This window comes from Alteromonas sp. PRIM-21, from assembly GCF_027563165.1.
GTDB lineage: Bacteria > Pseudomonadota > Gammaproteobacteria > Enterobacterales > Alteromonadaceae > Alteromonas > Alteromonas macleodii_A.
Genome location: NZ_JADOEK010000001.1, coordinates 447,272 through 470,365 on the forward strand (window position 1 = coordinate 447,272; position 23,094 = coordinate 470,365).

The 23,094-nt window shown below is 43.4% G+C and carries 21 protein-coding genes and 9 tRNA genes; 14 read left to right on the forward strand and 16 right to left on the reverse strand.

Annotation, left to right across the window (positions count from 1 at the left end):
* Positions 1–20 precede the first annotated feature (20 nt).
* The 5 genes from IW644_RS01905 to IW644_RS01925 form a co-directional block, all read right to left on the reverse strand.
* On the reverse strand, positions 21–1,643 hold the full coding sequence (locus IW644_RS01905) for a response regulator (protein WP_269916186.1): 1,623 nt from the start codon (positions 1,641–1,643) through the stop codon (positions 21–23).
* A gap of 367 nt (positions 1,644–2,010) precedes the next feature.
* Positions 2,011–2,086, reverse strand: a tRNA-Val gene (locus tag IW644_RS01910).
* A 36-nt stretch (positions 2,087–2,122) separates the two neighbouring features.
* Positions 2,123–2,198: transfer RNA gene (locus tag IW644_RS01915), tRNA-Val, on the reverse strand.
* Between the two features lie 36 nt (positions 2,199–2,234).
* Positions 2,235–2,310, reverse strand: a tRNA-Val gene (locus IW644_RS01920).
* A gap of 36 nt (positions 2,311–2,346) precedes the next feature.
* Positions 2,347–2,422: transfer RNA gene (locus tag IW644_RS01925), tRNA-Val, on the reverse strand.
* Between the two features lie 727 nt (positions 2,423–3,149).
* On the opposite strand from IW644_RS01925, the gene gltX reads away from it, so the two are divergent.
* The 10 genes from gltX (at position 3,150) to dusC (ending at position 8,531) form a co-directional block, all read left to right on the forward strand.
* Entirely contained in the window at positions 3,150–4,559 is a 1,410-nt protein-coding gene (gene gltX / locus IW644_RS01930; RefSeq protein ID WP_179982894.1) for a glutamate--tRNA ligase, read from the forward strand.
* Between the two features lie 85 nt (positions 4,560–4,644).
* Positions 4,645–4,720, forward strand: a tRNA-Ala gene (locus IW644_RS01935).
* Between the two features lie 91 nt (positions 4,721–4,811).
* Positions 4,812–4,887 (forward strand) — tRNA-Glu (locus IW644_RS01940).
* 157 nt (positions 4,888–5,044) lie between these two features.
* Positions 5,045–5,120 (forward strand) — tRNA-Glu (locus IW644_RS01945).
* A 151-nt stretch (positions 5,121–5,271) separates the two neighbouring features.
* A tRNA-Glu gene (locus IW644_RS01950) sits at positions 5,272–5,347 on the forward strand.
* Positions 5,348–5,504: 157 nt separating this feature from the next.
* Positions 5,505–5,580, forward strand: a tRNA-Glu gene (locus tag IW644_RS01955).
* Between the two features lie 403 nt (positions 5,581–5,983).
* Positions 5,984–6,889: a M14 family metallopeptidase gene (locus tag IW644_RS01960; RefSeq protein WP_269916187.1), complete on the forward strand. Its 906-nt coding sequence runs from the start codon at positions 5,984–5,986 to the stop codon at positions 6,887–6,889.
* 59 nt (positions 6,890–6,948) lie between these two features.
* The gene (locus tag IW644_RS01965; RefSeq protein ID WP_025254684.1) at positions 6,949–7,170 is read left to right on the forward strand and encodes a hypothetical protein; all 222 of its coding nucleotides are present in this window, start codon (positions 6,949–6,951) and stop codon (positions 7,168–7,170) included.
* Positions 7,167–7,340: a DUF1289 domain-containing protein gene (locus tag IW644_RS01970; protein ID WP_269916188.1), complete on the forward strand. Its 174-nt coding sequence runs from the start codon at positions 7,167–7,169 to the stop codon at positions 7,338–7,340. Before IW644_RS01965 ends, IW644_RS01970 begins: the two co-directional genes overlap by 4 nt.
* Before the next feature lie 252 nt (positions 7,341–7,592).
* On the forward strand, positions 7,593–8,531 hold the full coding sequence (gene dusC, locus IW644_RS01975; RefSeq protein WP_269916189.1) for a tRNA dihydrouridine(16) synthase DusC: 939 nt from the start codon (positions 7,593–7,595) through the stop codon (positions 8,529–8,531).
* A 26-nt stretch (positions 8,532–8,557) separates the two neighbouring features.
* Here dusC and IW644_RS01980 read toward each other — a convergent pair whose 3' ends face one another.
* From IW644_RS01980 to IW644_RS01990, 3 genes are all read right to left on the reverse strand, one after another.
* Entirely contained in the window at positions 8,558–9,532 is a 975-nt protein-coding gene (locus tag IW644_RS01980) for a transposase (RefSeq protein ID WP_269916190.1), read from the reverse strand.
* Between the two features lie 311 nt (positions 9,533–9,843).
* Positions 9,844–10,026 (reverse strand): hypothetical protein, encoded by a 183-nt coding sequence (locus IW644_RS01985; RefSeq protein WP_269916191.1) that lies wholly within the window; start codon positions 10,024–10,026, stop codon positions 9,844–9,846.
* 46 nt (positions 10,027–10,072) lie between these two features.
* Entirely contained in the window at positions 10,073–10,729 is a 657-nt protein-coding gene (locus tag IW644_RS01990; protein WP_269916192.1) for an arylesterase, read from the reverse strand.
* A 16-nt stretch (positions 10,730–10,745) separates the two neighbouring features.
* Between IW644_RS01990 and IW644_RS01995 the strand changes: the two genes are divergently transcribed.
* On the forward strand, positions 10,746–11,444 hold the full coding sequence (locus IW644_RS01995; protein WP_269916193.1) for an ABC transporter ATP-binding protein: 699 nt from the start codon (positions 10,746–10,748) through the stop codon (positions 11,442–11,444).
* Positions 11,445–13,967, forward strand: a complete 2,523-nt coding sequence (locus tag IW644_RS02000) for an ABC transporter permease (protein ID WP_269916194.1) — start codon at positions 11,445–11,447, stop codon at positions 13,965–13,967. It begins immediately after the preceding gene.
* Positions 13,968–14,244: 277 nt separating this feature from the next.
* On the opposite strand, the gene IW644_RS02005 is transcribed toward IW644_RS02000, so the two are convergent.
* Both IW644_RS02005 and folX read right to left on the reverse strand, forming a co-directional pair.
* Positions 14,245–15,141: a TIGR01777 family oxidoreductase gene (locus IW644_RS02005; RefSeq protein WP_269916195.1), complete on the reverse strand. Its 897-nt coding sequence runs from the start codon at positions 15,139–15,141 to the stop codon at positions 14,245–14,247.
* Between the two features lie 22 nt (positions 15,142–15,163).
* Positions 15,164–15,532, reverse strand: a complete 369-nt coding sequence (gene folX / locus IW644_RS02010; protein WP_118489729.1) for a dihydroneopterin triphosphate 2'-epimerase — start codon at positions 15,530–15,532, stop codon at positions 15,164–15,166.
* Positions 15,533–15,605: 73 nt separating this feature from the next.
* Here folX and IW644_RS02015 point away from each other — a divergent pair, with 73 nt between their 5' ends.
* A complete protein-coding gene (locus tag IW644_RS02015; protein ID WP_269916196.1) occupies positions 15,606–16,646 on the forward strand; it encodes an AI-2E family transporter in 1,041 nt (346 codons plus the stop codon).
* Between the two features lie 292 nt (positions 16,647–16,938).
* Here IW644_RS02015 and IW644_RS02020 read toward each other — a convergent pair whose 3' ends face one another.
* From IW644_RS02020 to IW644_RS02030, 3 genes are read right to left on the reverse strand one after another with little or no spacing between them, the layout of a single operon-like run.
* Entirely contained in the window at positions 16,939–18,270 is a 1,332-nt protein-coding gene (locus tag IW644_RS02020) for an ATP-binding protein (protein ID WP_269916197.1), read from the reverse strand.
* On the reverse strand, positions 18,267–18,941 hold the full coding sequence (locus IW644_RS02025) for a response regulator transcription factor (protein ID WP_269916198.1): 675 nt from the start codon (positions 18,939–18,941) through the stop codon (positions 18,267–18,269). Before IW644_RS02025 ends, IW644_RS02020 begins: the two co-directional genes overlap by 4 nt.
* Before the next feature lies 1 nt (position 18,942).
* Complete coding sequence (locus IW644_RS02030) at positions 18,943–19,212, reverse strand: PepSY domain-containing protein (protein ID WP_269916199.1); 270 nt, start codon at positions 19,210–19,212, stop codon at positions 18,943–18,945.
* 764 nt (positions 19,213–19,976) lie between these two features.
* Here IW644_RS02030 and IW644_RS02035 point away from each other — a divergent pair.
* A complete protein-coding gene (locus tag IW644_RS02035) occupies positions 19,977–20,441 on the forward strand; it encodes a pyridoxamine 5'-phosphate oxidase family protein (protein WP_269916200.1) in 465 nt (154 codons plus the stop codon).
* A gap of 338 nt (positions 20,442–20,779) precedes the next feature.
* Here the strand turns inward: IW644_RS02035 and IW644_RS02040 are convergent, their stop codons facing one another.
* Genes IW644_RS02040 through trpB form a run of 3 tightly spaced genes read right to left on the reverse strand, consistent with a single transcriptional unit; the run spans position 20,780 to position 23,074 of the window.
* On the reverse strand, positions 20,780–21,079 hold the full coding sequence (locus IW644_RS02040; RefSeq protein ID WP_014976088.1) for a YciI family protein: 300 nt from the start codon (positions 21,077–21,079) through the stop codon (positions 20,780–20,782).
* A 4-nt stretch (positions 21,080–21,083) separates the two neighbouring features.
* A complete protein-coding gene (trpA, locus tag IW644_RS02045) occupies positions 21,084–21,893 on the reverse strand; it encodes a tryptophan synthase subunit alpha (protein WP_269916201.1) in 810 nt (269 codons plus the stop codon).
* The gene (trpB, locus tag IW644_RS02050) at positions 21,893–23,074 is read right to left on the reverse strand and encodes a tryptophan synthase subunit beta (RefSeq protein ID WP_269916202.1); all 1,182 of its coding nucleotides are present in this window, start codon (positions 23,072–23,074) and stop codon (positions 21,893–21,895) included. The genes trpA and trpB overlap by 1 nt, the downstream gene beginning before the upstream one ends.
* Positions 23,075–23,094 lie beyond the last annotated feature (20 nt).

Genomic DNA, 23,094 nt, shown 5'->3' on the forward strand with positions numbered 1-23,094 from the left:
CAAAGAGCGGATTGGTGAAATTACTTGGTCTTCAATATGTTCTTCACGCTCTGGTAGCGTGCCTGTTGGTCTTCAGATAGGGCTGTTGTTTCAAGAGTCTCTCTGCATTTGTTAATTGCAGCTACTGTATCAGGAAGCATAGGCGCGTGTGCTTTTCTCGCTCTAATAATGGCTTGAAGGTAGTTCAGTGCAATTGAAGGGTTTTTAGGCATAACGCGAAATGCCTGAGCGAAGGTGGTATAAGATTGCTCCAAATTACCTCGCTTATACTGGGCGACAGCCGTGTTATTAAGTGTTTTAGGGCTCAATGTAATCGCTTCTTTTTCTTCTTTTTCCTGCTTTAAATACGTCGCCATTAGGTTTAATTCATCAGCGCTTTCTTCCTGTCTTGATGAAATCGCATCTAAAATTGCAATCGACTCTTTTTTAAGTCCAACCTCATGCAGCGCTTTGGCTCTATCGAGTAATGCTTCAGTAGAGTGATGTTGAGCGTGGTCTGTGTGAAAGTCTGACAGCAGCATCTGAGCTTTCACCGTGTCATCCTTTAAGTAGTGAAGTCGGGCATCGATCACTGTTAATTCGTCATTGACCGCTGCTTTTGGGTGAGCTTTTTTCAACTGACGTAAATATTCATTGGTTTGTTTAACAATGCTGTTTACGTGTTCTGGCTCAGACGTCATCGCAAAATCAACCCCAGCTCTTGCTGCAGTTAGATAAATATCTGGTTTATCGTAGATAGAGTTTTTTGCGTAGCGTACAACTTTTTTCGCACTGTTAAACTGGCTTTCGTAATCGTGTGTGATACGAGCAAGGTTTATCGCCATTTGATGCCGAGGGATATTCTGAGGAGAAATGTTGCATGCTAGCGCTGTACACTCAAGTGCGTCCTCAAACGCTGACTGTTTAATTTGTAGTTTGGCGAGTAAGTCGTATGCCTCTAATGCAGAGTCAGGGCGCATCGCCAGTTGGATGATTTCTCTTTCTGCATCATCAAACTCATTGAGTGCCAGAAGGCTTTTCGCAATTCCCATTTGAGCCCAGCTAAAATCTTGGATGTTTATTATTGACTCAAAGAAGGCCAAAGCTTCTTGGAATCTCTCTGTGATAATAAACAAATCACCTTTAATCTTCATTGCTAAAGGAAAGTGCTCGGCATGCTCGGGTTGTAACAAGAAATGCTCAACTTCGGCTAGCGCCTTTTCATAGTCCTGTTTATCCATAAATGAATAAACATTTTCAAGGGCCTTTTTCCTTGCTAGAACGCGAGAAAGCCGACGGTCTAATTCGTTAACGGAAAATGGCTTAGCAATAAATTCATCTGGTTGCAGTTCGATAATTGCGTGGACGACTTCTGTTGATGTGTCTGCGCTAGTGAAGATAAATGCGCTGGTGAGCGGCAGTGAGTGAGACTCATTGAGTTGCTCTAGTAAAAAATAACCGCCTTGTTCTGAACGTAAGTTATAGGAGCAAATGATGGCGTCATAAGTGTGTTCTTGTAGCGCTGACAGTGCATGAGAGGGCCTATCAACATAGTCCATATTCCGGAAACCTAGCTGCTCTAGGGCATAGTGCATGTGGCTTTTTGCCAGCACCTGATCTTCGGCAATTAACAACTTAGTATTTCTAGCTAAGTGTAGTTTCATTAAAGGGTAGCCTTTAGGACGTTATGGATTTCACCATACCACGATAATTATTTTTAAAGTATAGCGCGTCAGTGAGACTATCGCATAGTTGAGGTGATTCGTAGTGAATATAGACAGTAGAAATTTTGTGGTGAATAGGGTGGTTAAGTGACTGGTACGATTTTGGGAGATGCAATCTTTGGCTTGGGAGGTGCAATATTTGGCAAAGCTAAGTGGTAAGTGACAGCATTGCTGATGTAGTGTTTTTTAGAAGTGGCTGATTTTGTTTAGAATGTAAATTGCTTTTGCACTATCTAGGTGAAGATAAACTGGTACTGTCAGTTTTTAATGCTTTGATACGTTGATTGTCGAGAATATTAAAAGAAGATGGTGGACGCTACTGGGCTTGAACCAGTGACCCTCGCCTTGTAAGGGCGATGCTCTCCCAACTGAGCTAAGCGTCCGTATTTTGATTTCACTGTTTAGCCACTGTGAGGAAGTGGTGGACGCTACTGGGCTTGAACCAGTGACCCTCGCCTTGTAAGGGCGATGCTCTCCCAACTGAGCTAAGCGTCCGTATTTTGATTTCACTGTTTAGCCACTGTGAGGAAGTGGTGGACGCTACTGGGCTTGAACCAGTGACCCTCGCCTTGTAAGGGCGATGCTCTCCCAACTGAGCTAAGCGTCCATATTTTGATTTCACTGTTTAGCCACTGTGAAGAAGTGGTGGACGCTACTGGGCTTGAACCAGTGACCCTCGCCTTGTAAGGGCGATGCTCTCCCAACTGAGCTAAGCGTCCATATTTTTTAAAACCTTGCCTAAGCAAGTGGGGCGGTATTATAGAGTCGGTTCCGTTAGTGTCAACAATAAAATTAAAGAAAAATGACTGTGTGCCCGAAATTTAGCCACTCTGACTGTATCTTAACTAAATTGATGAAAAGAACAGCGTTTTTAAGTGCTCAAAATGGACAGACACTTATTTGTGAAAGTGGACAGACACTTATTCGTATATAGTGTGTACACGTATCCTCATTTCGTTCAACTCCTTAGAGTGGAAGTTAAATCGAAGAAACTTAAATCGGACACACACTCATTGTTTAGCAAAGTTCAAAGTGAATAGGCACTCGCTTGGCTAATGCAAGGAAGCGCACAAAAAACAGAAAAGAAACCAGTAAAAGGCTGTAAAGGGACAGACACTTCTATACAGAAAGTCAAATCGGACACACACTAATTAAATTTGGACTAAATGCGTCCGTGTCCTAAAACACACCTACTCTACTCATTGGACACCCACCTATCCAGCCAGAAGAGTGTCAATAAAAAGTGTCTGTCCCTTTCCGCTCTTTGAGCAGTAAAGGTTATTAGTTGTTTCTAGAACAGCTGAAAAAGCTGTTAAAGAATCAATAAAGGAAAATAAGTGTCTGTCCACTTTCTTATCCATCTATTCTCAACTTACTTTTGAAGTCGCGCGGAGACTGGTAGAATGCGCCCATCTTTAGAAACACTATTAACAATAGAGAGTGACCATGTCGGTTGTTACACGATTTGCACCCAGCCCAACAGGCTACCTTCACGTTGGTGGCGCACGAACTGCGCTTTATTCTTGGCTTCTTGCGAAAAGCAAAGGCGGTGAGTTTGTTCTTCGTATTGAAGATACGGATATCGAGCGTTCAACTGAAGAAGCTAAGCAGGCTATTTTAGATGGTATGCAATGGTTAGGTTTAACTTGGGACACAGGCCCTATCTATCAAACTGAGCGTTTTGATAGATATAAAGAACTTATCCAGCAGCTTTTGGATGAAGGTAAAGCGTATAAATGCTTTATGAGCTCTGAAGAGCTAGATGCAATTCGTGAAGCGCAAAAAGAGCGCGGTGAAAAGCCTCGCTATCCTGGCACATGGAGAGACAGAACTGATCACCCTGAAGGTGAGCCGTTTGTTATTCGCTTCAAAAACCCTTTAGAAGGCAAGGTTGTTATTAACGATCATGTCCGTGGAAAAATTGAGATTAGTAATACAGAACTCGACGATCTCATTATTCAGCGCACTGATGGCACGCCTACTTATAACTTCTGTGTAGTTGTAGATGATTGGGACATGGGGATTACCCATGTAGTGCGTGGTGAAGACCATATAAACAACACGCCACGCCAAATCAATATACTTGAAGCCCTTAATGCACCTGTTCCGGAGTACGCTCACGTTTCGATGATCTTGGGTGATGACGGAAAGAAACTGTCAAAACGACATGGTGCAGTAAGTGTAATGCAGTATCGTGATGACGGCTTCCTACCACAAGCGGTGCTTAACTATCTTGTTAGGTTGGGCTGGTCTCACGGCGACCAAGAAGTTTTCTCTGTAGATGAAATGATTGAGAAATTTAGCTTGGATGCAATAGGGCAGTCTGCGTCGGCATTTAATACAGAAAAGCTAATCTGGTTAAATCAGCATTACATAAAGACATTGCCAGCAAGCGAGGTTGCTTCACATGCTAAATGGCATTTCGAACAGTTAAATGTTGATTTAACAACAGGTCCAGCGCTTGAATCTATTATTGCTATTCAAGCGGATAGGGTTAAAACGCTTAAAGAGTTAGCAGAGATTTCTACATACTTTTATCAAGACTATGAAGATTTCGATGCGAACGCAGCGAAAAAACACCTTCGCCCAGTCGCTCGAGGTCCATTAGAGCTTGCTAAAGATAAATTAATGGCCATTGAAGACTGGAACCCAGAAAATATTCAAGCAGCTATTAATAGTACGGCTGAAGAACTGGAAGTAGGTATGGGTAAAGTAGGCATGCCGCTGCGTGTAGCTGTAACAGGTGGGGGTAATTCACCGTCTCTAGATATCACGTTGAATCTTATCTCAAAAGAAAAAATTGGCGAGAGAATCGACAAAGCGCTTACTTTTATAGCAAACAGAGAAAATTCATAAAAAAAGCGTTGACATGACAGAGGGGGATGCCTAGAATGCGCCCCGCTGTCACGGAACAGTCACACAAAATGACTGGTACCATGATGGGGCCATAGCTCAGCTGGGAGAGCGCCTGCATGGCATGCAGGAGGTCGGCGGTTCGATCCCGCCTGGCTCCACCAAGTCACATTGAGTTGTGGTTTGATATAGGCTGAAGTTGTTAAGGCAACTTCGGACTGAAAGTTCGAAACTTTAGTTTCGAAAAAGAATTCAGTCCCCTTCGTCTAGAGGCCTAGGACACCGCCCTTTCACGGCGGTAACAGGGGTTCGAATCCCCTAGGGGACGCCATATTATCGCGTCACAGTCGATTAAAACTGTGAAATAGGCTGGAGTTGTTTATTCAACTTCTGACTGAAAGTTTCGGTAGGGAAAGGTCGCTCAGTTCGCTGGCTCACTTCGCCTTACTGAAAATCTCGAAAGCGAAGCTTTCGAAAGAAGATTTTCAGTCCCCTTCGTCTAGAGGCCTAGGACACCGCCCTTTCACGGCGGTAACAGGGGTTCGAATCCCCTAGGGGACGCCATTTTGTCGCGTCACAGTCGATTAAAACTGTGAAATAGGCTGGAGTTGATTATTCAACTTCTGACTGAAAGTTTCGGTAAGGATAAGCTCGGTTAACGCTGTCCTATACTTACAGAAATTTAGTGAAGTAGATATTCACTAGAAGATTTTCAGTCCCCTTCGTCTAGAGGCCTAGGACACCGCCCTTTCACGGCGGTAACAGGGGTTCGAATCCCCTAGGGGACGCCATTTTATCGCGTCACAGTCGATTAAAACTGTGAAATAGGCTGGAGTTGATTATTCAACTTCTGACTGAAAGTTTCAGTAGGGAAAGGTCGCTCAGTTCGCTGGCTCACTTCGCCTTACTGAAAATCTCGAAAGCGGAGCTTTCGAAAGAAGATTTTCAGTCCCCTTCGTCTAGAGGCCTAGGACACCGCCCTTTCACGGCGGTAACAGGGGTTCGAATCCCCTAGGGGACGCCATATCGAAAAAACCAGCCATCCGGCTGGTTTTTTTGTTTTTGTCTCCAGAAACTTTGTGGACAGACACTTCTATATTTTCTCAACCACTAACCGCATATAACTACCAGTGGACAGTCACTTTTATTCTTCATCAATTATCAACCGCTTTTAGCTGTCGGTGGACAGTCACTTACATTTTCTTCCTGAACAAATGGCTACCCAAGTATTACTAACTCGATCTTTCATGCTTGTTCTAGGGTGAACTAATCCTTTGAAAAGCTACGTCAACATACCATTGAACAACTAACTTTTTAGGATATGAAGCGTAAAGATCTAATGTCACAACCATCGATTAATCTCTTGTAGACTAGATACGTAAGCTTACTGAGCTGTTATGATCTCTTAAATACAAAAGAGGTGTTATATGCAGAATTATCCAATTGGGACTCCGGGTGAGCCATGGGGCGAGAAAGACAAATCGCAATGGAAGTCTAAACAGACTGTGAAAAGAAGTTATCAAGAAGAAGTACTCGATAAACTTTTTAATATTATTCCGGAAGGCTTTGAACTAAAGCAGTATGGTTCTCTCCCATACGATTCTGAGCGCTATCCGTTATATGCAGTAGTGCCAAATAACTTTGATACTAAAAAGCCTACAGCGCTTGTTACGGGTGGAGTTCACGGTTATGAAACGAGTGGAGTGCAAGGCGCGCTTCAGTTTATTAACACAAAGTTGTCACAGTATGCAGGGCAAGTAAACATCGTAGTTGTGCCATGTGTAAGCCCTTGGGGTTACGAGACGATAAACCGATGGAATCCAATGGCGCTCGATCCAAATCGTTCATTTTACAGCGACTCCCCGGCACCAGAATCCGCTCAGCTTATGGAGTTAGTGTCTGACCTAGCGTTGTCGTTAACGCTTCATATCGATTTACACGAAACTACCGATACAGATAACACTGAATTCAGACCGGCGCTGGCCGCAAGGGATGGCGTAACCCATGATAATTGGAATATACCTGACGGTTTCTATACGGTCGCAAACACGCCAAATCCACAAATAGAGTTTCAAAAAGCTGTAATCAATGCGGTGAAAAAAGTAACGCACATAGCTCCTGCAGATGAGAACGGCAAGATTATTGGAGCAGATGTGGTGAGTGAAGGTGTTATCTGCTATGACAAAAAAGCTTTGTATCTATGTGGCGGTATGACAGATGCCAAATACGTTACAACAACGGAAGTTTATCCCGATAGTGATAATGCGACACCTGAAAATTGTAACGACGCTCAAGTAGCTGCAATCTGCGCAGCACTTGATTACTCGAAATAGACGCTTGAACGTTTAGACGTCTAGATGTATATTTGGGCCTCTTTCAAAGGAGGCTTTTTGTGTTTACTTATTCTGCGGTTATCTACGACGGTAAAAAACAAAATTTAGTGCGATATGAATGTGGGACAGACACTGAGTTTGCTTCATATCTTGAATCGCGTTTTGGTTGCCATGTTTGTTTATGGTCAAATAAAGAACTGTCGGAAAACACAATGGCGGCTATTGCTGCTTCGCATGCACAAAGTAAAAATGAAGGTTTAGATAAAACAGAAGCTTTATGAACTCAACATCTCCGTGTATCGCCTTGTGTAAATTGAATGAAGATGAAATATGCGTTGGATGCAAACGTACTATTGATGAAATCGTAAAATGGCGGACATACACTGATAACCAAAAGCTGGCCGTTCTCGCCCGCCTAGAGAGTATAGAGAAGGATACTACTTCCCAATAATGTGATAATGGTAAGCTAAAATTTACGTTGTAATCCTAGCAATAACCCATGTAATAACGACACTTTTTTAGTGGACAGACACTTACTCATCATTAGCACAATTCCTTTCAGTAGCGCCGGTAGTCTGTTGAAGCGCAACTAAAGTGGACAGTCACAAAGTTTATAAACTGAGCCCCAAGTCCTGGCTGAAATTAACGCTTTTTGCTACACTCCCGCGCCAATTTTATGTTCTATTAACGTGAGACGTTTATAATGAAAGTAATGCTTGCCCCTATGGAGGGCGTTGTCGACCACTTAATGAGAGATATGCTCACTCGTGTGGGTGGTTTCGACCAGTGTGTTACTGAGTTTGTAAGGGTTGTTGATCAAAAACTACCCAAGAAAACGTTTTATAGACTTTGCCCAGAGCTACACAACGGCGGCAAAACTCCTTCAGGCGTACCAGTAAGAGTCCAATTGCTAGGACAACATCCCCAATGGCTTGCAGAGAATGCGCAAACTGCAATAGAACTGGGCTCTCCAGGTGTTGATCTGAACTTTGGTTGCCCTGCTAAGACAGTCAACAAAAGTAAGGGCGGCGCAGTATTGTTGAAGGAGACGCAAACCCTTTACGATATTGTAAAAGCAGTTAGAGACGCAGTTCCTGCTGATATCCCGGTTTCAGCTAAAATCAGGCTGGGCTTTGAGGACAAGTCTTTAGCTATTGATAATGCTATTGCAATTACTGAAGCAGGAGCCTCTGAGCTTGTTGTTCATGCAAGAACAAAAACAGAAGGCTATAAGCCACCGGCTTACTGGGAGTGGATAGCGAAAATTAAGCAGCACACTAATATCCCCATAGTAGCTAATGGCGAAATTTGGAACGCTGAAGATGCTAACCGGTGTCAAAGCCAATCAGAGTGTACTAACCTAATGATAGGACGAGGCGCTTTAGCAATGCCTAATTTGGCGTTGAGTATCAAAGAAGGCGTAGCACCTATGCCATGGTGTGAACTGGCCGCGTTGTTGATACAGTACTCTGGCTACGAAATTTTTGGTGATAAAGGAAAATATTACCCTAATCGCATAAAACAGTGGTGCGGCTACCTAAAAAGACAATACCCGGAAGCTGAAACACTATTCAACGACATTAGACGTCTCACGAACTCTCAAGACATCGTTGACGTGCTCGCTCGCCAAGCTGATATTTAGGTAAATAATGTCGTCGCTTTATCAGCTCAAGATAAATATTTCTGAGCATTAGAAACGTTGGGGCGACATGCTCTCTGACAGCACCTAGCAAAATTTTCCATCATTTCTGGGCAGCCAACAGGGCCGGTAAATAGAGTTTCAAAGTTACTAGTCACTAATTGCCAGTTTTCTTTTGTCATTCCAAGTTTATTGAGCAAACTGTTAGGCAGATTTGGCATTTTATAGGTACTGCCATTCCGCTCTGCGTTCAACGTATCAGTAATAAGTTGCAAGTAATCTGAAAATGCGAAGGGCAAACTCTCAGTTAGCTTTTTCTTGCTGTCGTCAAAGGGCATCAAAAACTTAGGTACTTTGTTTGAACGCTTAGCATTTAAGCGGTATTGGATACTGGTGTAATGGGAATTGTTGAGTGTCTTCGCTATTTTTGCCCTAATGGGGTTCAAATCAACGTACGCCATTACGCTTGCTAGCGCTTTTTCATCTAATATTGCTTGGGATCTAAACCTCCTTTCCCAGAAATAGCCTTTACACTCGTCTTCTTTATTAGCTTTGCGAGCTATGTATTCATTTAACATGCGCATAAACCAGCTTATGCTTTGAAGCCGCTCACGATATATGGCGGATAGCGACTTCAATTCTTCTCGCTCTTCTGCTGTTACTGAATCAAAGTTTTCTAGATAACGCTGTACTAGGGGAGGGCATTTGTAAAACATTCTCCACCTGAGCAATACTTCATCCATAGTCCAGCCATCAGCTCTACCCTTAGCTATATGGAGCACAACATGAATATGGTTGTGCATTACAGCGTAAGCGCATAAATCGATGGCAAATGCTTGCGATAGCTTCTGAAGCCTATCTTGAATCCATTTTCTTCTATGTTCATAGTTTATGCCTGTGCGTGAATCACGACCACACAAATAAGATTGCCTTACGCAGCGCGAAATACAATGGTAGTAAGGCGTGACATCGGTGTTAATTTGTTTGTAACGAGGTAAAGGCATATCCGTATCCCATAGCTATTTAAATGTATTATGAGATTTACAGCGCTAATTTTAAGTGGTCTTTGGAACAGTTTTGTTGGTGTTAGCGATTAGCTGATTCCAAAAAGGACATCCTAGATTTTTTTCGAACGGAAGTTATGTAGTCGTTGAGAAGGGGGATTATGGACAGACACTTAATTTTAATAGTGTGCGTGAGAAAAAGGACAGACACTCATTGGCTATCAAGTGTCTGTCCTTTCATATTCAACTACCAAGCAAACGAAACGTGGACAAAAACAAGTGTCTGTCCTTTATAAGCCTTTTTAAGAGAGCTATACAAATACATCTACTCTTGAACCCACTCGTCCATCACTAGTATTTGATGTCTGCTGCGTACTCTGAGGCTGAGTCTCGCGACTTTCTAGCACACTGCGCGACTCTGCTTGCTGAGCAGGTCGTTGAGGCGATTCTAAGACAGTAGAAACGGGTGTCGAATTAACAGATGAAACATCCATAAGCAAACCTCATGTTGAAGCAAATTATCTTTTAAAGGTAGCACATTTATTGAGCATCAAGAATTAAACTTCTTAAGTGTCTGTCCATAAAATTAGCGATCAACGGTTGTGCCTCAGCATTTGGGTGAATACCATCGTTTTGCATTAGGTCTTTATTTAGCGCTATGTCTGCAAGAAAAAAGGGAATCTTTTGAACGTCCTGAGCTTTCGCTATTTTATTGTAGTTCTGAGTAAACATTTGGGTGTAGCGCTTGCCGTAATTAGAAGGAATTTGCATTTCTTGTAGAAATACTTCGGCATTACTCTCCTTTGCAACACTTACCAGCAAATCTAAATTGTCCCTAATCTTACTGATATTGTGCCCCTGCAGGCCGTCATTACCGCCCAGTTCAATCAATACATGGGTAGGGTTGTGTTGCTCCAACAAACGGGGAAATCGCGCTAAACCGCCATCAGTGGTTTCTCCGCTTACCGCAGCATTTACAATATCAATCGGAATATTGTCGTTATGCCACATCTTTTGTAACAAACTGACCCATCCCTCATGTTGCTGTAATCCATAAGCCGCGGATAGACTATCTCCTAGAATGAGTAAAACCGCATTTTCGCTTGTGTCGCTCTGCTCCGCTTGATCTGATAGCGCTTGAAAGGGTATTAAAAGAATAAGTAAAAAAGCGAACAAATAACGAAATTTAACAAACACGAATTGATGACCTCTTATGATAAAAGCTAATGCTGTAACCAAAGTAGTGGATACGAGTGAAGGTTCACTCCAGATCCTTCGTCCTATTTCTTTTGAAGTCAAGTCTGGTGAGTCCGTTGCCATTATTGGCGCGTCCGGTTCTGGTAAGTCAACCCTTTTGGGGTTATTGGCAGGGCTCGATCAAGTTACAGAAGGAGAAATTCTTCTAGATAACGAAGCACTTCATAGCATGAACGAAGAAGAGCGCGCTATTTTAAGAGGAAATAAAGTGGGCTTTATCTTTCAAAGCTTTATGTTAGTTCAAAGCTTAACAGCGCTTGAAAACGTTATGTTACCAGCAGAAATTGCAGGCCTTGATAACCCGAAAGCGCTTGCTCTTGATATTCTTGAGCAGGTTGATTTAAAGCATCGCGCGCATCACTTCCCTAACCAGTTATCGGGAGGCGAGCAGCAGCGTGTTGCCATAGCGCGTGCCTTTATCACTTCACCTAAAATACTTTTCGCCGATGAGCCTACCGGCAACCTAGACGCTAAAAATAGCGAAAAAATAGAAGCACTTCTTTTTAAAATGAACAGAGAAAAAGGCACGACTCTCGTCCTTGTTACCCACGATAATGAGCTTGCAGAACATTGTGATAGGCAACTCACCATGAATGCGGGAGAGCTTGTTGAAACAACCGGCGCGAACACAGTAGACAAAAGAGAGGCGGTGTAGATGTCAACGTCTTTCAATTTAGGTTGGCGGCTTTTCAAGCACGAGGCTAGGCGCGGCGAACTCACCATTATATTGCTGGCTATTGTGTTATCTGTAGCAGCCGTGTTGTCGCTGTCGCTTTTTAGTGAGCGTTTGCAGGGTGCACTTAAGTCTCGCTCTGCTGCGTTTATTGCAGCAGATGCTCAGCTTCGCTCAGACGATCCTATAAACGAAGATTGGTTAGCTCGGGCACGAGAAGAAGGGCTCGCGACTGCAAAGCAAGTGGCGACACGCTCTATGGTATTTAAAGGCGATGAAATGTCGCTTGTCGATTTACGAGCGGTGAACAACGCTTATCCCCTTAAAGGGACAGTCAATATCACCAATCAGCCTTTCGGAGAAAAACGCGCAACCGCAGAATTACCACAGCCGGGTGAAGCCTGGGTACAGTCTCGGCTTTTCCAGAGTTTAGGGCTTTCTATTGGCGATAATATCGAAATTGGCGATGGCACTTTTACCGTAACGCATGTGTTGGTAGACATTCCAGATGCAGGTTTCAGCGTATTTAACACCGACCCAATAGCACTAATTAATTTAAGAGATTTAGATAAAACCGCCATTACTGGTCCAGGAAGTCGCGCCCGCTATGTTGGCTTTTTTGCGGGCGACACAGGTAATATCGAAAGTTTTAACAATTGGTTACTACCTCAACTGAATGACGATTTACATTCGTGGCGGACAGTCGAAGATGATGAGTCAGCAATAGGGCGTTCTGTTGCCAGTGCCGAGCGTTATTTTTTACTGGCAAGTTTGTTAGCAATAGTACTAGCGGCGGTTTCAATTGCAGTTGCTGCTCAGCGTTATGCCCAGCGTCATTTCGACCCTGTAGCAATAATGAAGACCCTTGGTGCAACAAGCAACACAATCCGAAAAGTGTACTTGTTTCAGATCTTATTTATTACCGCACTTGGTATTTTTATCGGCCTCGTTATTGGTTTTATCGGCCAGCAAATTGTGGTTTCTCTGGTAGCGGATAGAGTGGATGTATCTCTTGACGTTTGGCACTGGCGCCCGCTTTTGATTGCCATTGCTACAGGTGCCACCTGCGCTTTGCTCTTTTCTTTGTACCCTTTATTACAGTTATTTTCAGTGCCCCCACTTCGCGTATTGAGAAAAGACATTTCGGCGAATCTCCGCTCGAGAAGCATTCAATTTGTGGCTTCTGGCGGCGCAATATTTTTATTGATGTGGATGTACAGCCGCGACCTAAAAATTAGTGCTATTTTATTTGTGTCTGGCGCAGCGCTTGTTCTGGGGCTACTTGGAGCAACGTATATTTTGATTGCTATTGGCCGCAAGCTGGGCAGTGGCAGAATGGGCCCATGGCAATTAGCTTGGGCTCGTATTAAGCGCCGTGCAATGGACAACAGTGTGCAGCTTATTAGCTTCTCAGTCACTATAATGCTGCTTTTAGTAGTGCTAGTAATGCGAAATGACATGGTATCGCAATGGCGTTCGCAATTACCCGAAGGTACACCAAACTACTTCTTAATAAATATCACACCGGACATACAGCCAGAGCTGGACAGACACTTCGCTGATAATGGCGTAACTATCGAAGAGTTTTATCCTGTTATCCGAGGTCGGTTCGTTTCGGTAAATGGGGAAGGAGTAAACACTGAAGTCTCTAAAGAAGACGAGCCAAATCGTGAAGGTCGAAGAGGCCTAGGCAGAGAAGCGAACCTAACTTGGAGTAACTCGTTACAAAAAGAAAACGAGATTATTGAAGGGAATTGGCATGGAAATGTGGAAACACAATACAGCGAAGGATGGTTCCCAGTTTCTGTCGAAGAAGGGGTTGCTGAAAGATTAAATATCGAAATGGGCGATAGGCTTACTTTTAATGTGGGAAGCGAAATTGTTGAAACGAAAGTAACAAGTATTCGTACCGTTAACTGGCAGACAATGCAGCCTAATTTCTTTTTTGTTATTCATCCAGATGCGATGGAAGCCTTCAGCCCAACCTATATCACTAGTTTCTATCTGCCCACCGATAGGAAGGCTGAGTTAACGAACCTCTTAAAGCCGTTTGCTTCAATCACAATGTTTGATGTAGATGCTCGGATAAACCAGCTTCGAGAGATTGTGGATCAGGTTTCTGTCGCCGTTGAGTTCATTTTGGTGCTTGTTTTAATGGCGGGAAGTTTAGTGTTGATTGCTCAGGTACAGGCGAGTATGGATGAGCGTAAGCAGGAAATAGCCATACTTCGCACACTTGGTGCTAAGGGTGGTTTAATAAGGAAAAGCGTGATTTTCGAGTTTGTTATCATCGGTGTAGTCGCAGGCTTCATGGCTGCTATGGCCAACGAGTTAAGTTTGTACTTACTGCAAACCACAGTTTTTCAAATGGAAGCGAGTTTGCATCCAGAATACTGGGCTATAGCACCAAGCGTCGGCGCCATTGTTGTAGGCATATTAGGAGCGTTTGGTTGCTATCGACTGCTTACACTTAATACTGGTCAGATGCTAAAGAATATGGTTTAAGTCTACATTTAAGGTTTGAAAGTTTGGACAGTCACTTTATTAAGTAAAGTCGAAAGTAAAACGAGTGGACAGTCACTCAACTACATCGAGTGACTGTCCACCTTTGCACTTTTGCTAACATAAGCTCGAAAACTCTTAATACAGATAAACGGTGGTGGAATTTGAAGGAAAGCAGAAGCTGAATAAGGGAGTCAGCTTAGCCTGGAAATGATCAAGTGTGGACAGACACTCTCTTTTCAAATTAAGTGTCTGTCCACAATCCTTGAGGGCTATAAAATCAGTCGCTGTATATCTCGTTCAACGCCTCTTCAACAGAAGGAAGCTCAAATTTGAAGCCAGCAGCGGTAAGCTTTTGAGGAATGACCTGCTGTCCTTCCAATATCATCTTTGATGACTCGCCCATTGCTATTTTCATAACGAAGCTAGGTACGTTAAAAAGGCAAGGGCGCCCCAGCGCTTTCGCAAGGGTTTTAGAAAACACCTGGTTCGTAACAGGTTCCGGAGCAGTTAAATTAAACGCACCGGTACAAGCGCTATCTTCTAACAAAAAAGAGATAGCACGAACCATGTCTCGTAGGTGGATCCAAGCCAAGTACTGAGTTCCACTACCTAGTGTGCCTCCGGCCCCTAATCTAAACGGTAATGCCATTTTACTAAGCGCTCCGCCTTTCTGGGTAAGCACCACGCCAGTGCGAAGCGTAACCACACGAGTTTTTGTTTGATCTACGCCTTGAGCAATAGCCTCCCATTTTGCACATAAATCATGAGTGAACTCATCGCGAGGAGAAGTCACTTCGGTTACAAGCCTGTCACCCTGGCTGCCGTAATAACCAATTGCAGAACCCGATAGGAAAACTGACGGTGGTGTTTCACAGCTGTTTATCTTAGAGACTAATTCAGCAGTAATATCCCAACGGCTATCGCAAATCCTTTTCTTTTGAGTGTCTGTCCAACGTTTGTCGGCGATAGGTTCACCGGCTAAATTTATAACAGCATCGAAGTTCTCGAAGTTTTTTATCGAAGCAATGTTTTCTATAACATCAACGCTATCACCTAATTTATCCTTTGCCTTTGCAATATTGCGAGAAATCACAGTGAATGAATGTTTATCTGAATATTGGCGAATAAATTCACTGCCTATCAGCCCTGTACCACCGGTCAAAAGAATATTCACAGTTGGCTCCTTGAAGTATTACCTATCCCGACTTGTTACAAGACAGCGTCAGCGACACTGAATCAGAAAATCTAAGAGCGTGGGGTTTATCAACTTCAACCTCGGCGTAACGTACCGAAGAATGTTCCGAGGCAATACTGAGCACATCTGCGGTTAGCTTTTCTAAAAGGGAGAAACGGTTGTCCTCGACGAGTTTGATAATTGCCTTTGTAATCGTTTTATAGTTTAGCGCGTCACTCATATCGTCGGTGTTTGTCGCCTTTTCAGCGTCATAATCAATTTTCACGTTAACAACAACGTCCTGCTTGTTTTTTATTTCATCTTCATTGATGCCAATGTATGTGCGTAGTCTTAAGTTTTTAATTTTAATAGTGGCAAGATTAAAGTTCATTGAAGTCTCTTGTTTGTAGTTGTTTATAAGTCGTTGTAAAGTATTGTCGTTTCAGTTAGGAATGTAGCACACAATGTCAATGGAACTACGCTCGCCAACAGCAAAGATTCTTATCGTTTTAGCGTGTTTAGTGGTAGTGATGGCCGGAATTAAAGCCGCCAGCACAATCATGGTACCGTTTTTTCTTTCTATTTTTATAGCGATCGCGTGTAGTCCAATCATACGCTGGACCTCTAAATTCGGCGTCCCCAAATGGCTCTCAATCACCTTTGTTATACTGCTTATTGTTGTTTTTGGTTTTCTTTTAGCTGGCTTAGTAGGCCAGTCTATGACCGAGTTTAGAGAAAACTTGCCAGAATATAGAAGTAAGCTTGATACAGAGTTTGCCTGGGTTGTATCCAAATTGGCTGAGTTCAACATTCATATAAATAGGGAGCTGATCGCTTCTCACCTTGATCCTGCAACGGCTATGTCTGTGGCTACAAATTTTATAAGCGGAATGGGCGGCGTGCTCTCTAACTTATTCCTGATACTTTTAACTGTCATTTTCATGCTTTTTGAGGCAGATAGTATTCCTCGCCGTTTCCATATTGCACTTGCAGATCCTGGTATGAAGCTTAAGCACATTGATAAATTTATACGTTCTGTGAATAACTATTTAGCAATAAAAACGGTGGTTAGTTTGGGCACAGGCTTGATAATTGGCGTTTGGCTTTACGTGCTCGGGGTAGATCATTTCATGTTATGGGCCGTCTTGGCTTTCATGCTCAACTTCATTCCAAACATCGGTTCTATTATTGCGGCAGTGCCAGCAGTTTTAATCGCATTTGTTCAACTTGGCCCTGCCTCAGCAGGCTTCGCTGCACTCGGTTTTGTGCTTGTAAATACCATCATGGGTAATATGGTCGAGCCTAGATTAATGGGTAAGGGCATGGGACTCTCTACACTTGTGGTATTCCTATCGTTGATATTTTGGGGGTGGTTACTGGGAACTGTTGGAATGCTTCTATCGGTACCGTTAACCATGGTAGTAAAAATAGCGCTTGAATCTCGCGAAGAAAGTAAGTGGCTTGCAGTGTTGTTGTCAAGCGAAGGTGAAAAAACTACTTCGTAAACCAATATTAATATAGCGCATCGATAGATAGTGGACAGACACTTTTTAAAGAAAGTGACTGTCCATTGCAAGCTACTGTTACATAAAGCTTCAAAGAAAAAGTAGTAAAAGGGACAGACACTCACATGTTTTTGAGCAATCCCTAATGCCGAATAGCTAAACGATAAATTTAAAAAGTGTCTGTCCGATATCAGGCTTTTTGAGAAAAATTAAGTGTGTGTCCGCTTTTAGGCTCGCTTTCAACCATTAAAGACTCACTGCTTTATGCCTAAGCCTGTAGACTTTTACACCACTAATCGTGATTTGGAAATTGAATAACGATACGAGCGCCGCCAAGCGCGCTGTCTTTGATAAGCATTCTACCTTCGTAGATTGAGACTAGGTCTGTGACTAAGGCCATTCCAATTCCGTGGCCTTCGGTGTAGGTATCAAGACGAGTTCCTCGCTCTAGTAAAAGTACTTTTTTGTCGTCAGGAATACCTGGCCCGTCGTCTTCAACATTAATTGTGAGCCAACCCTCGCTCGTTTCTGCAGATATAACTATTCTATCTTGAGCCGCTTTGCATGCGTTATCTAACAGATTACCGCAAAGCTCCATAAAGTCTGTTTCGTCCCCTTTGAACTGGATATTGTCATCCATATCGAATTCAATGGTTAGGGCCTTGTCCTGATAAACTTTGTCCATAGCATCGGCAAGTTTGTGCAATACTGGCAAAACATCAATAGCTTGTTGCCAGCCAGATTTTCCTGCACTCGCTCTTTTCAGTTGGCGTTTAATAATTCTGTCAATTTGCTGAAGCGACTCTTTTACTTCGGTTGGTAAATTACTATTCCCCGAAGCTACTGCAAGTGGAGTTTTCAAGCTATGTGCTAGGTCACCTAAGCTGTTTTTGTATCTTGCTCTTTGCGCTGCTTCAGTTTGAAGCAATCCATTAATAGATTCTTTTAACGAGTCGAATTCAACTGGGTATCGCAATTCTAACTCACGCTTGTTACCGCTAGACGTTTGTGAAATTTCGTCAATTAGCTTTCTAACAGGTAGAAGAACTAAGCTTATGCCTATGATAATAAAAACTAAAAGCGCAATACAGAGGGTGACTATCCATTGCCACGTTGTGCTCAAAAAAGTATTCCGCTCAGCTTCAAACAGTGCTTTGTTATTAAATATATAAAACCTTACCGGCTCGAAATCTCTGCTTGATGCAAACTCAGCAGTAAAGGCATATACAAAAAATTGGGACTCTTCCTCAAATGTGGGTGTATAGGATTCCAAGAACAACTCGTTGCCTACGGCGACGTCTATTGCGGGAGGAGAGAAGGTATACTCGAGGGCAGAAGCTGATTGCCAAATCACTTCATCGCGAAATACGATAACGCCAAGGTAGCCAGAGCCAGGCAGATTAAGCTGTTCTTCGTATAAAATTTCAGGCATATAAGGCATGTCGCCGTCTAACTCAAAAGCAGATAACAGCCCTAAGTTCATCAACCTAAGTTCGCTCATTTTAGCTTGTGTAAGGCTATCGGTATAAGCTTCGTCCAAAATGACAACAGTGAAGGGTGCAAAAAGTGCAAGTAGAACTATCGCTAGAAAAATACTTCGTAAACGAAGCGACAACTGCCTCATAGACTTCTATTTATCCTGTAACCTCTACCCCGAAGTGTTTCGATTGGCTTCAATTCACCTGATGGGTCTAATTTTTTACGCAGTCTTCCTACAAAAACTTCAATGACATTGCTGTCTAAATCGAAATCTTGATCGTAAATATGTTCGGTTAACTCCGTTTTAGAGATGACCTTTTGCGGATTAAGCATAAGGTACTCCATCACTTTGTATTCGTACGCGGTTAAATCTAGGGCCTCACCGTTTAGCGATAGCTCTTCGCTTACTGTATCTAGCGAAATAGGGCCGAACTGAATGGTAGGGTTTGCTTGACCTGAAGCGCGTCGAATGAGGGCTTTTGTCCGAGCAAGTAGTTCTTCGTTGTGAAAAGGCTTAGTAAGATAGTCATCAGCCCCTGCATCAAGCCCTTCCACCTTTTCTTGCCAACGATCTCTCGCTGTTAGAATGAGTATGGGACATGCAATGTCTGCTTGGCGAGCTTTTCTTATAACCTCAAAGCCGTCAAGTTTTGGCATGCCAATGTCTACGATAGCCAAGTCGTAGCTATATTCTTTAATAAGAAAAAGCGCGTGTTCGCCGTTATCAGCTAAATCTACGCTGTAACCGTTTTGTTGAAGCAGAGTATCAAGTTGAGTTAATAATCTGCTGTCGTCTTCCGCTACCAGAATGCGCATGTTAGTCCTTATCTTTGCTTGCTTTTACCTTGCCGGAACGTTTGTCTACATCTACCGATACCACTCGCCCCGACTTTTTGAGGACTTTAACACGGTAGTTTTTTGAGGTTTTTTCAACTTTTAAAACGCGTCCATTTGCAGCAGTGCGAGCTCGCTCTGCAGCTTCGCTTTTTGATATATCGCTCCCAGAGCCTTGCAGCGCCATAGCAGGCGCTATGCTAGATGTGGCTAACACTAAACAAACTACTGCTACACGAAGCGATAATGTCATACAACCTCACAATTATTATCCCACGAAGGCCAAACTAAAGATAAGTATAAACTTGGTTAACTGAACCCATTCTGAACTAAGTTTAGTCTACCTCGCGGATTGAAAGCTGTATATAAGCCTTAAGTAAATTGCATTTACAAAATAGGGTGAAGAGTAGGGCATATAGTGGACAGACACAGAGAAAATTAATTAGCAGCGTGAACAGCAGAGCAAAATAAGGAAGGTCAGTACAGGTATGGACAGACACTTTAATTACGAATGTGAAGTACAGGAATGGACAGTCACTCTAATTACGAATGTGCATAAGTGGCAGGTTTGTATTTGGAGTGACTGTCCATAGTTGCTTAAAAAGCTTCTTGTAGGGACCACCATTGCCAAAGGTTAGGAGGTTATTTGCGTTTAAGGATGTTGAGTAATCTTTACTTTGGCTTTGAAAAAGTGTCTGTCCACTGTATTTGTTTTTTGATAGAGCAGAGGCGGTCATTGTACTTTTTGGGTGACTGTCCATCATTTTCATCCAAATATTTTAGAAATGAAATTGATAAGTGAGTGTCTGTCCGACCCCGTACTTACCTAGCGTCAAATAAAAGCGACCAAATCTCGTAGTGATTTTTTTAGCAAAAGTAGGTTAGCTTCTATTTCTTTGGCATGCCATGTGCGAGACATAGACTTCAGGTAAACCAAAAGCTTGAAATAAAGTGTTTGTTCACCTGCTCAAATAGTAGGGCACCGGACAGACACTTTATGTTCAACAAGGAGGAACAATGTCTAGCGATATTAAGAAAACGATGTGGAAAGCGATGTCAGATAGTCCAAAGGTAATGGTAAGTCTGGTCGGTGAGGATATGCATGCTGAACCAATGTATGCGCAACTTGATAAAGACGCTGATGGCGAGTTTTGGTTCTACACGAGTCGTGACAACCGTATTGCTAAAGGTGGGAAAGCAATGGTTCATTTTGCATCGAAGGGGCACGATGTGTTCGCGTGCATTCGAGGCAATCTCACTGTTGAATCACGTAAAGAGGTGATTGATAAATATTGGTCTAATCCTGTAGAAGCATGGTTTGAAAAAGGTAAAGAGGACCCTTCACTATTAATGCTTCGCTTTGAGCTTATAGATGCGGAAGTGTGGAATGCCGATCCTTCACTCAAAGGCATGTTCAAAATGATGACGGGAAAAACGGTGAAGCCAGGAGAAATGGGTGAACATGAAAAGGTAGACTTGTAAACCCAATGTTTAGAGCCGGTGGCATGACGCATTTTTGAAAAGCTAAGAAAACTGCTCAGTTAAAAAAGTGTCTGTCCACGACGGATTCTCTGTCCACAATTTATTATTAGCTTTAAGCTAGTTGGTGGTTAACTACCAAGCGACTGTCCACTATTGAGCGTGAGCGTAGGTATAGTTACGAGTGACTGTCCAAAATTAGCTTCCAAAATAAGTGTCTGTCCACTATAGGCACTATTGGCTATATCAAAGTAAATAAAAAAGCCCCTGAAAACTCGGAGTAACCCGGTTTTTAGGGGCTTTCGCTATTTGTTGTTTACGACTCAGCGTTTAGCTAAAAACTAAGGCAAAACCTTTTTGTAGGGTTTAACAACAACGGTTTCATAAACACCAGCCTCAATATATGGGTCGGCGTCTGCCCATGCTTGGGCGTCCTCTAATGAATCAAACTCTGCTACCACTAGCGAACCCGTGAAGCCAGCCGGACCTGGATCTGGGCTATCTACAGCAGGGAAGGGGCCAGCCATGACTAAACGGCCTGCATCTTTTAACGCATTTAAACGCTCAAGGTGAGCAGGGCGTGCCGCAAGGCGTTTTTCTAGACTGTCCGCCACATCGGTTGCGCAAATCATGTATAGCATACTTTTATCCTTTTGCCGTAGCTGCTTTCATGCTCTCGACAAAGCTGCCAAGCTCGCTTAGCATTTTGTGACTGTCCGATAAATTAGCAGCAATGATATTTACCGTTGCCGAACCAGAGATTGCGCCAGCGGCTCCAGCGTCAATGGCAGATTTCACCTGTTCAGGTGTAGAAATACCAAAACCTAACAAGGCTGGTGCTGCTTTGTGTTTATTCAATCGCTCAATAAGCTCTGAAGCAGGTACGTTAGCAGCCGTTTCTGCGCCAGTAACGCCCGCACGGCCTAACAGGTATGTATAGCCTTTTGAGTATTTGCCGATTTTTTCCATGGTTTCATCGGTAGCATTCGGCGGTGCAATCAGAATTTGTGAAATGCCCGTTGCTTCGGCTGCCTTTTGGAAAGGTGCCGCCTCGCGAATTGGCACGTCGGCAACCAAAATTGAGTCAACGCCTGCATCCTGCGCCTTGTTGTAAAAGTTCTCGATGCCCTGGGCCATTACCAAGTTGCTATAAAGTAGCAAGCCGATAGGCACCTCTGGGTATTTTGCGCGAACCCGTGAAATTACGCCAAAGCAATCCGCTACCGTTACTTTACCGTCTAAAGCACGAATAGCCGACGCTTGGATAGTTGGGCCATCAGCAATGGGGTCTGAGTAAGGAATGCCCAGCTCTAGTGCATCTGCGCCGCTTTCTATTAACTTGCAAATAATGGCTTCAGATTGCGCTAAATCGGGGTCGCCAACCATAACGAAAGGTACGAATGCGCCCTGGTTTTTCTCATCAAGGCTCGCAAACATTTGTGCATATCTATCCATTATAAATCGTCCCCTAAAATGTTGATAACGTGCGCTAAGTCTTTATCGCCACGCCCTGATAAATTAACCACGATGATGGTCTCTTCTTCCGCTTCATCAGCCATGTTAAGCGCATGAGCTAAAGCATGAGACGATTCAAGGGCAGGAATAATACCTTCCTTTCTTGCCAGCAATTGGAAAGCGTTCAGCGCTTCTTCGTCAGTTGCAGCTACATATTCTGCTCGACCAATGTCATGAAGATAAGCATGCTGAGGGCCAACAGCAGGGTAGTCGAGACCAGCCGATACTGAGTAGCTTTCTTCAATCTGGCCTTCTTGGTCTTGCATGATAAAAGTGTAAGCGCCGTGAAGAATACCTTTAGTGCCCGTAACGATAGTCGCACCGTGCTCTTTAGTGTGCACGCCTTTGCCCGCAGGCTCAACGCCCACTAAGCGTACAGAAGGCTCATCAATGAAGTCTGCAAACATACCAATAGCATTTGAGCCTCCACCTACACATGCCACTACGGCATCAGGCAAGCGGCCTTCTTTTTCCATAATTTGTGCGCGAGTCTCTTCGCCAATCATGCGGTGATATTCACGAACAATAGTCGGGAACGGGTGTGGGCCCGCGGCGGTGCCTAACAAATAGTGCGCTTTATCATAGTTCGCTGACCAGTCGCGCATAGCTTCGTTTACGGCATCTTTAAGGGTACCTGAGCCTGCATTTACAGGAATAACCTCTGCGCCCATAAGCTTCATACGGAACACGTTTGGTGCCTGACGTTCAACGTCTTTTGCACCCATATAAATACGTGCTTTTAGCCCAAGCAACGCACATGCTAACGCAGTTGCTACACCGTGCTGACCTGCACCAGTTTCGGCGATAACTTCTTTTTTACCCATGCGCTTGGTAAGTAGCGCTTGGCCCAACACCTGGTTAGTTTTGTGTGCACCACCGTGTAGTAGGTCTTCACGCTTTAGGTATAACTTCACCTTTGGGTTACTTACCAGATTGCGAGTCAACGTCATTGACGTTGGGCGACCGGCGTAGTCTTTTAGCAGAGATAAAAACTCTTCGTTAAATGTCGGGTCGTCCTTGGCATCCAAAAATGCTTTTTCCAATTGGTCTAGTGCTGGAATAAGTAGTTCGGGCACGTACATGCCACCAAATTCACCAAATTTTGTATCTAACTGGTTCATTACGTTGTCCTGTATTTAAA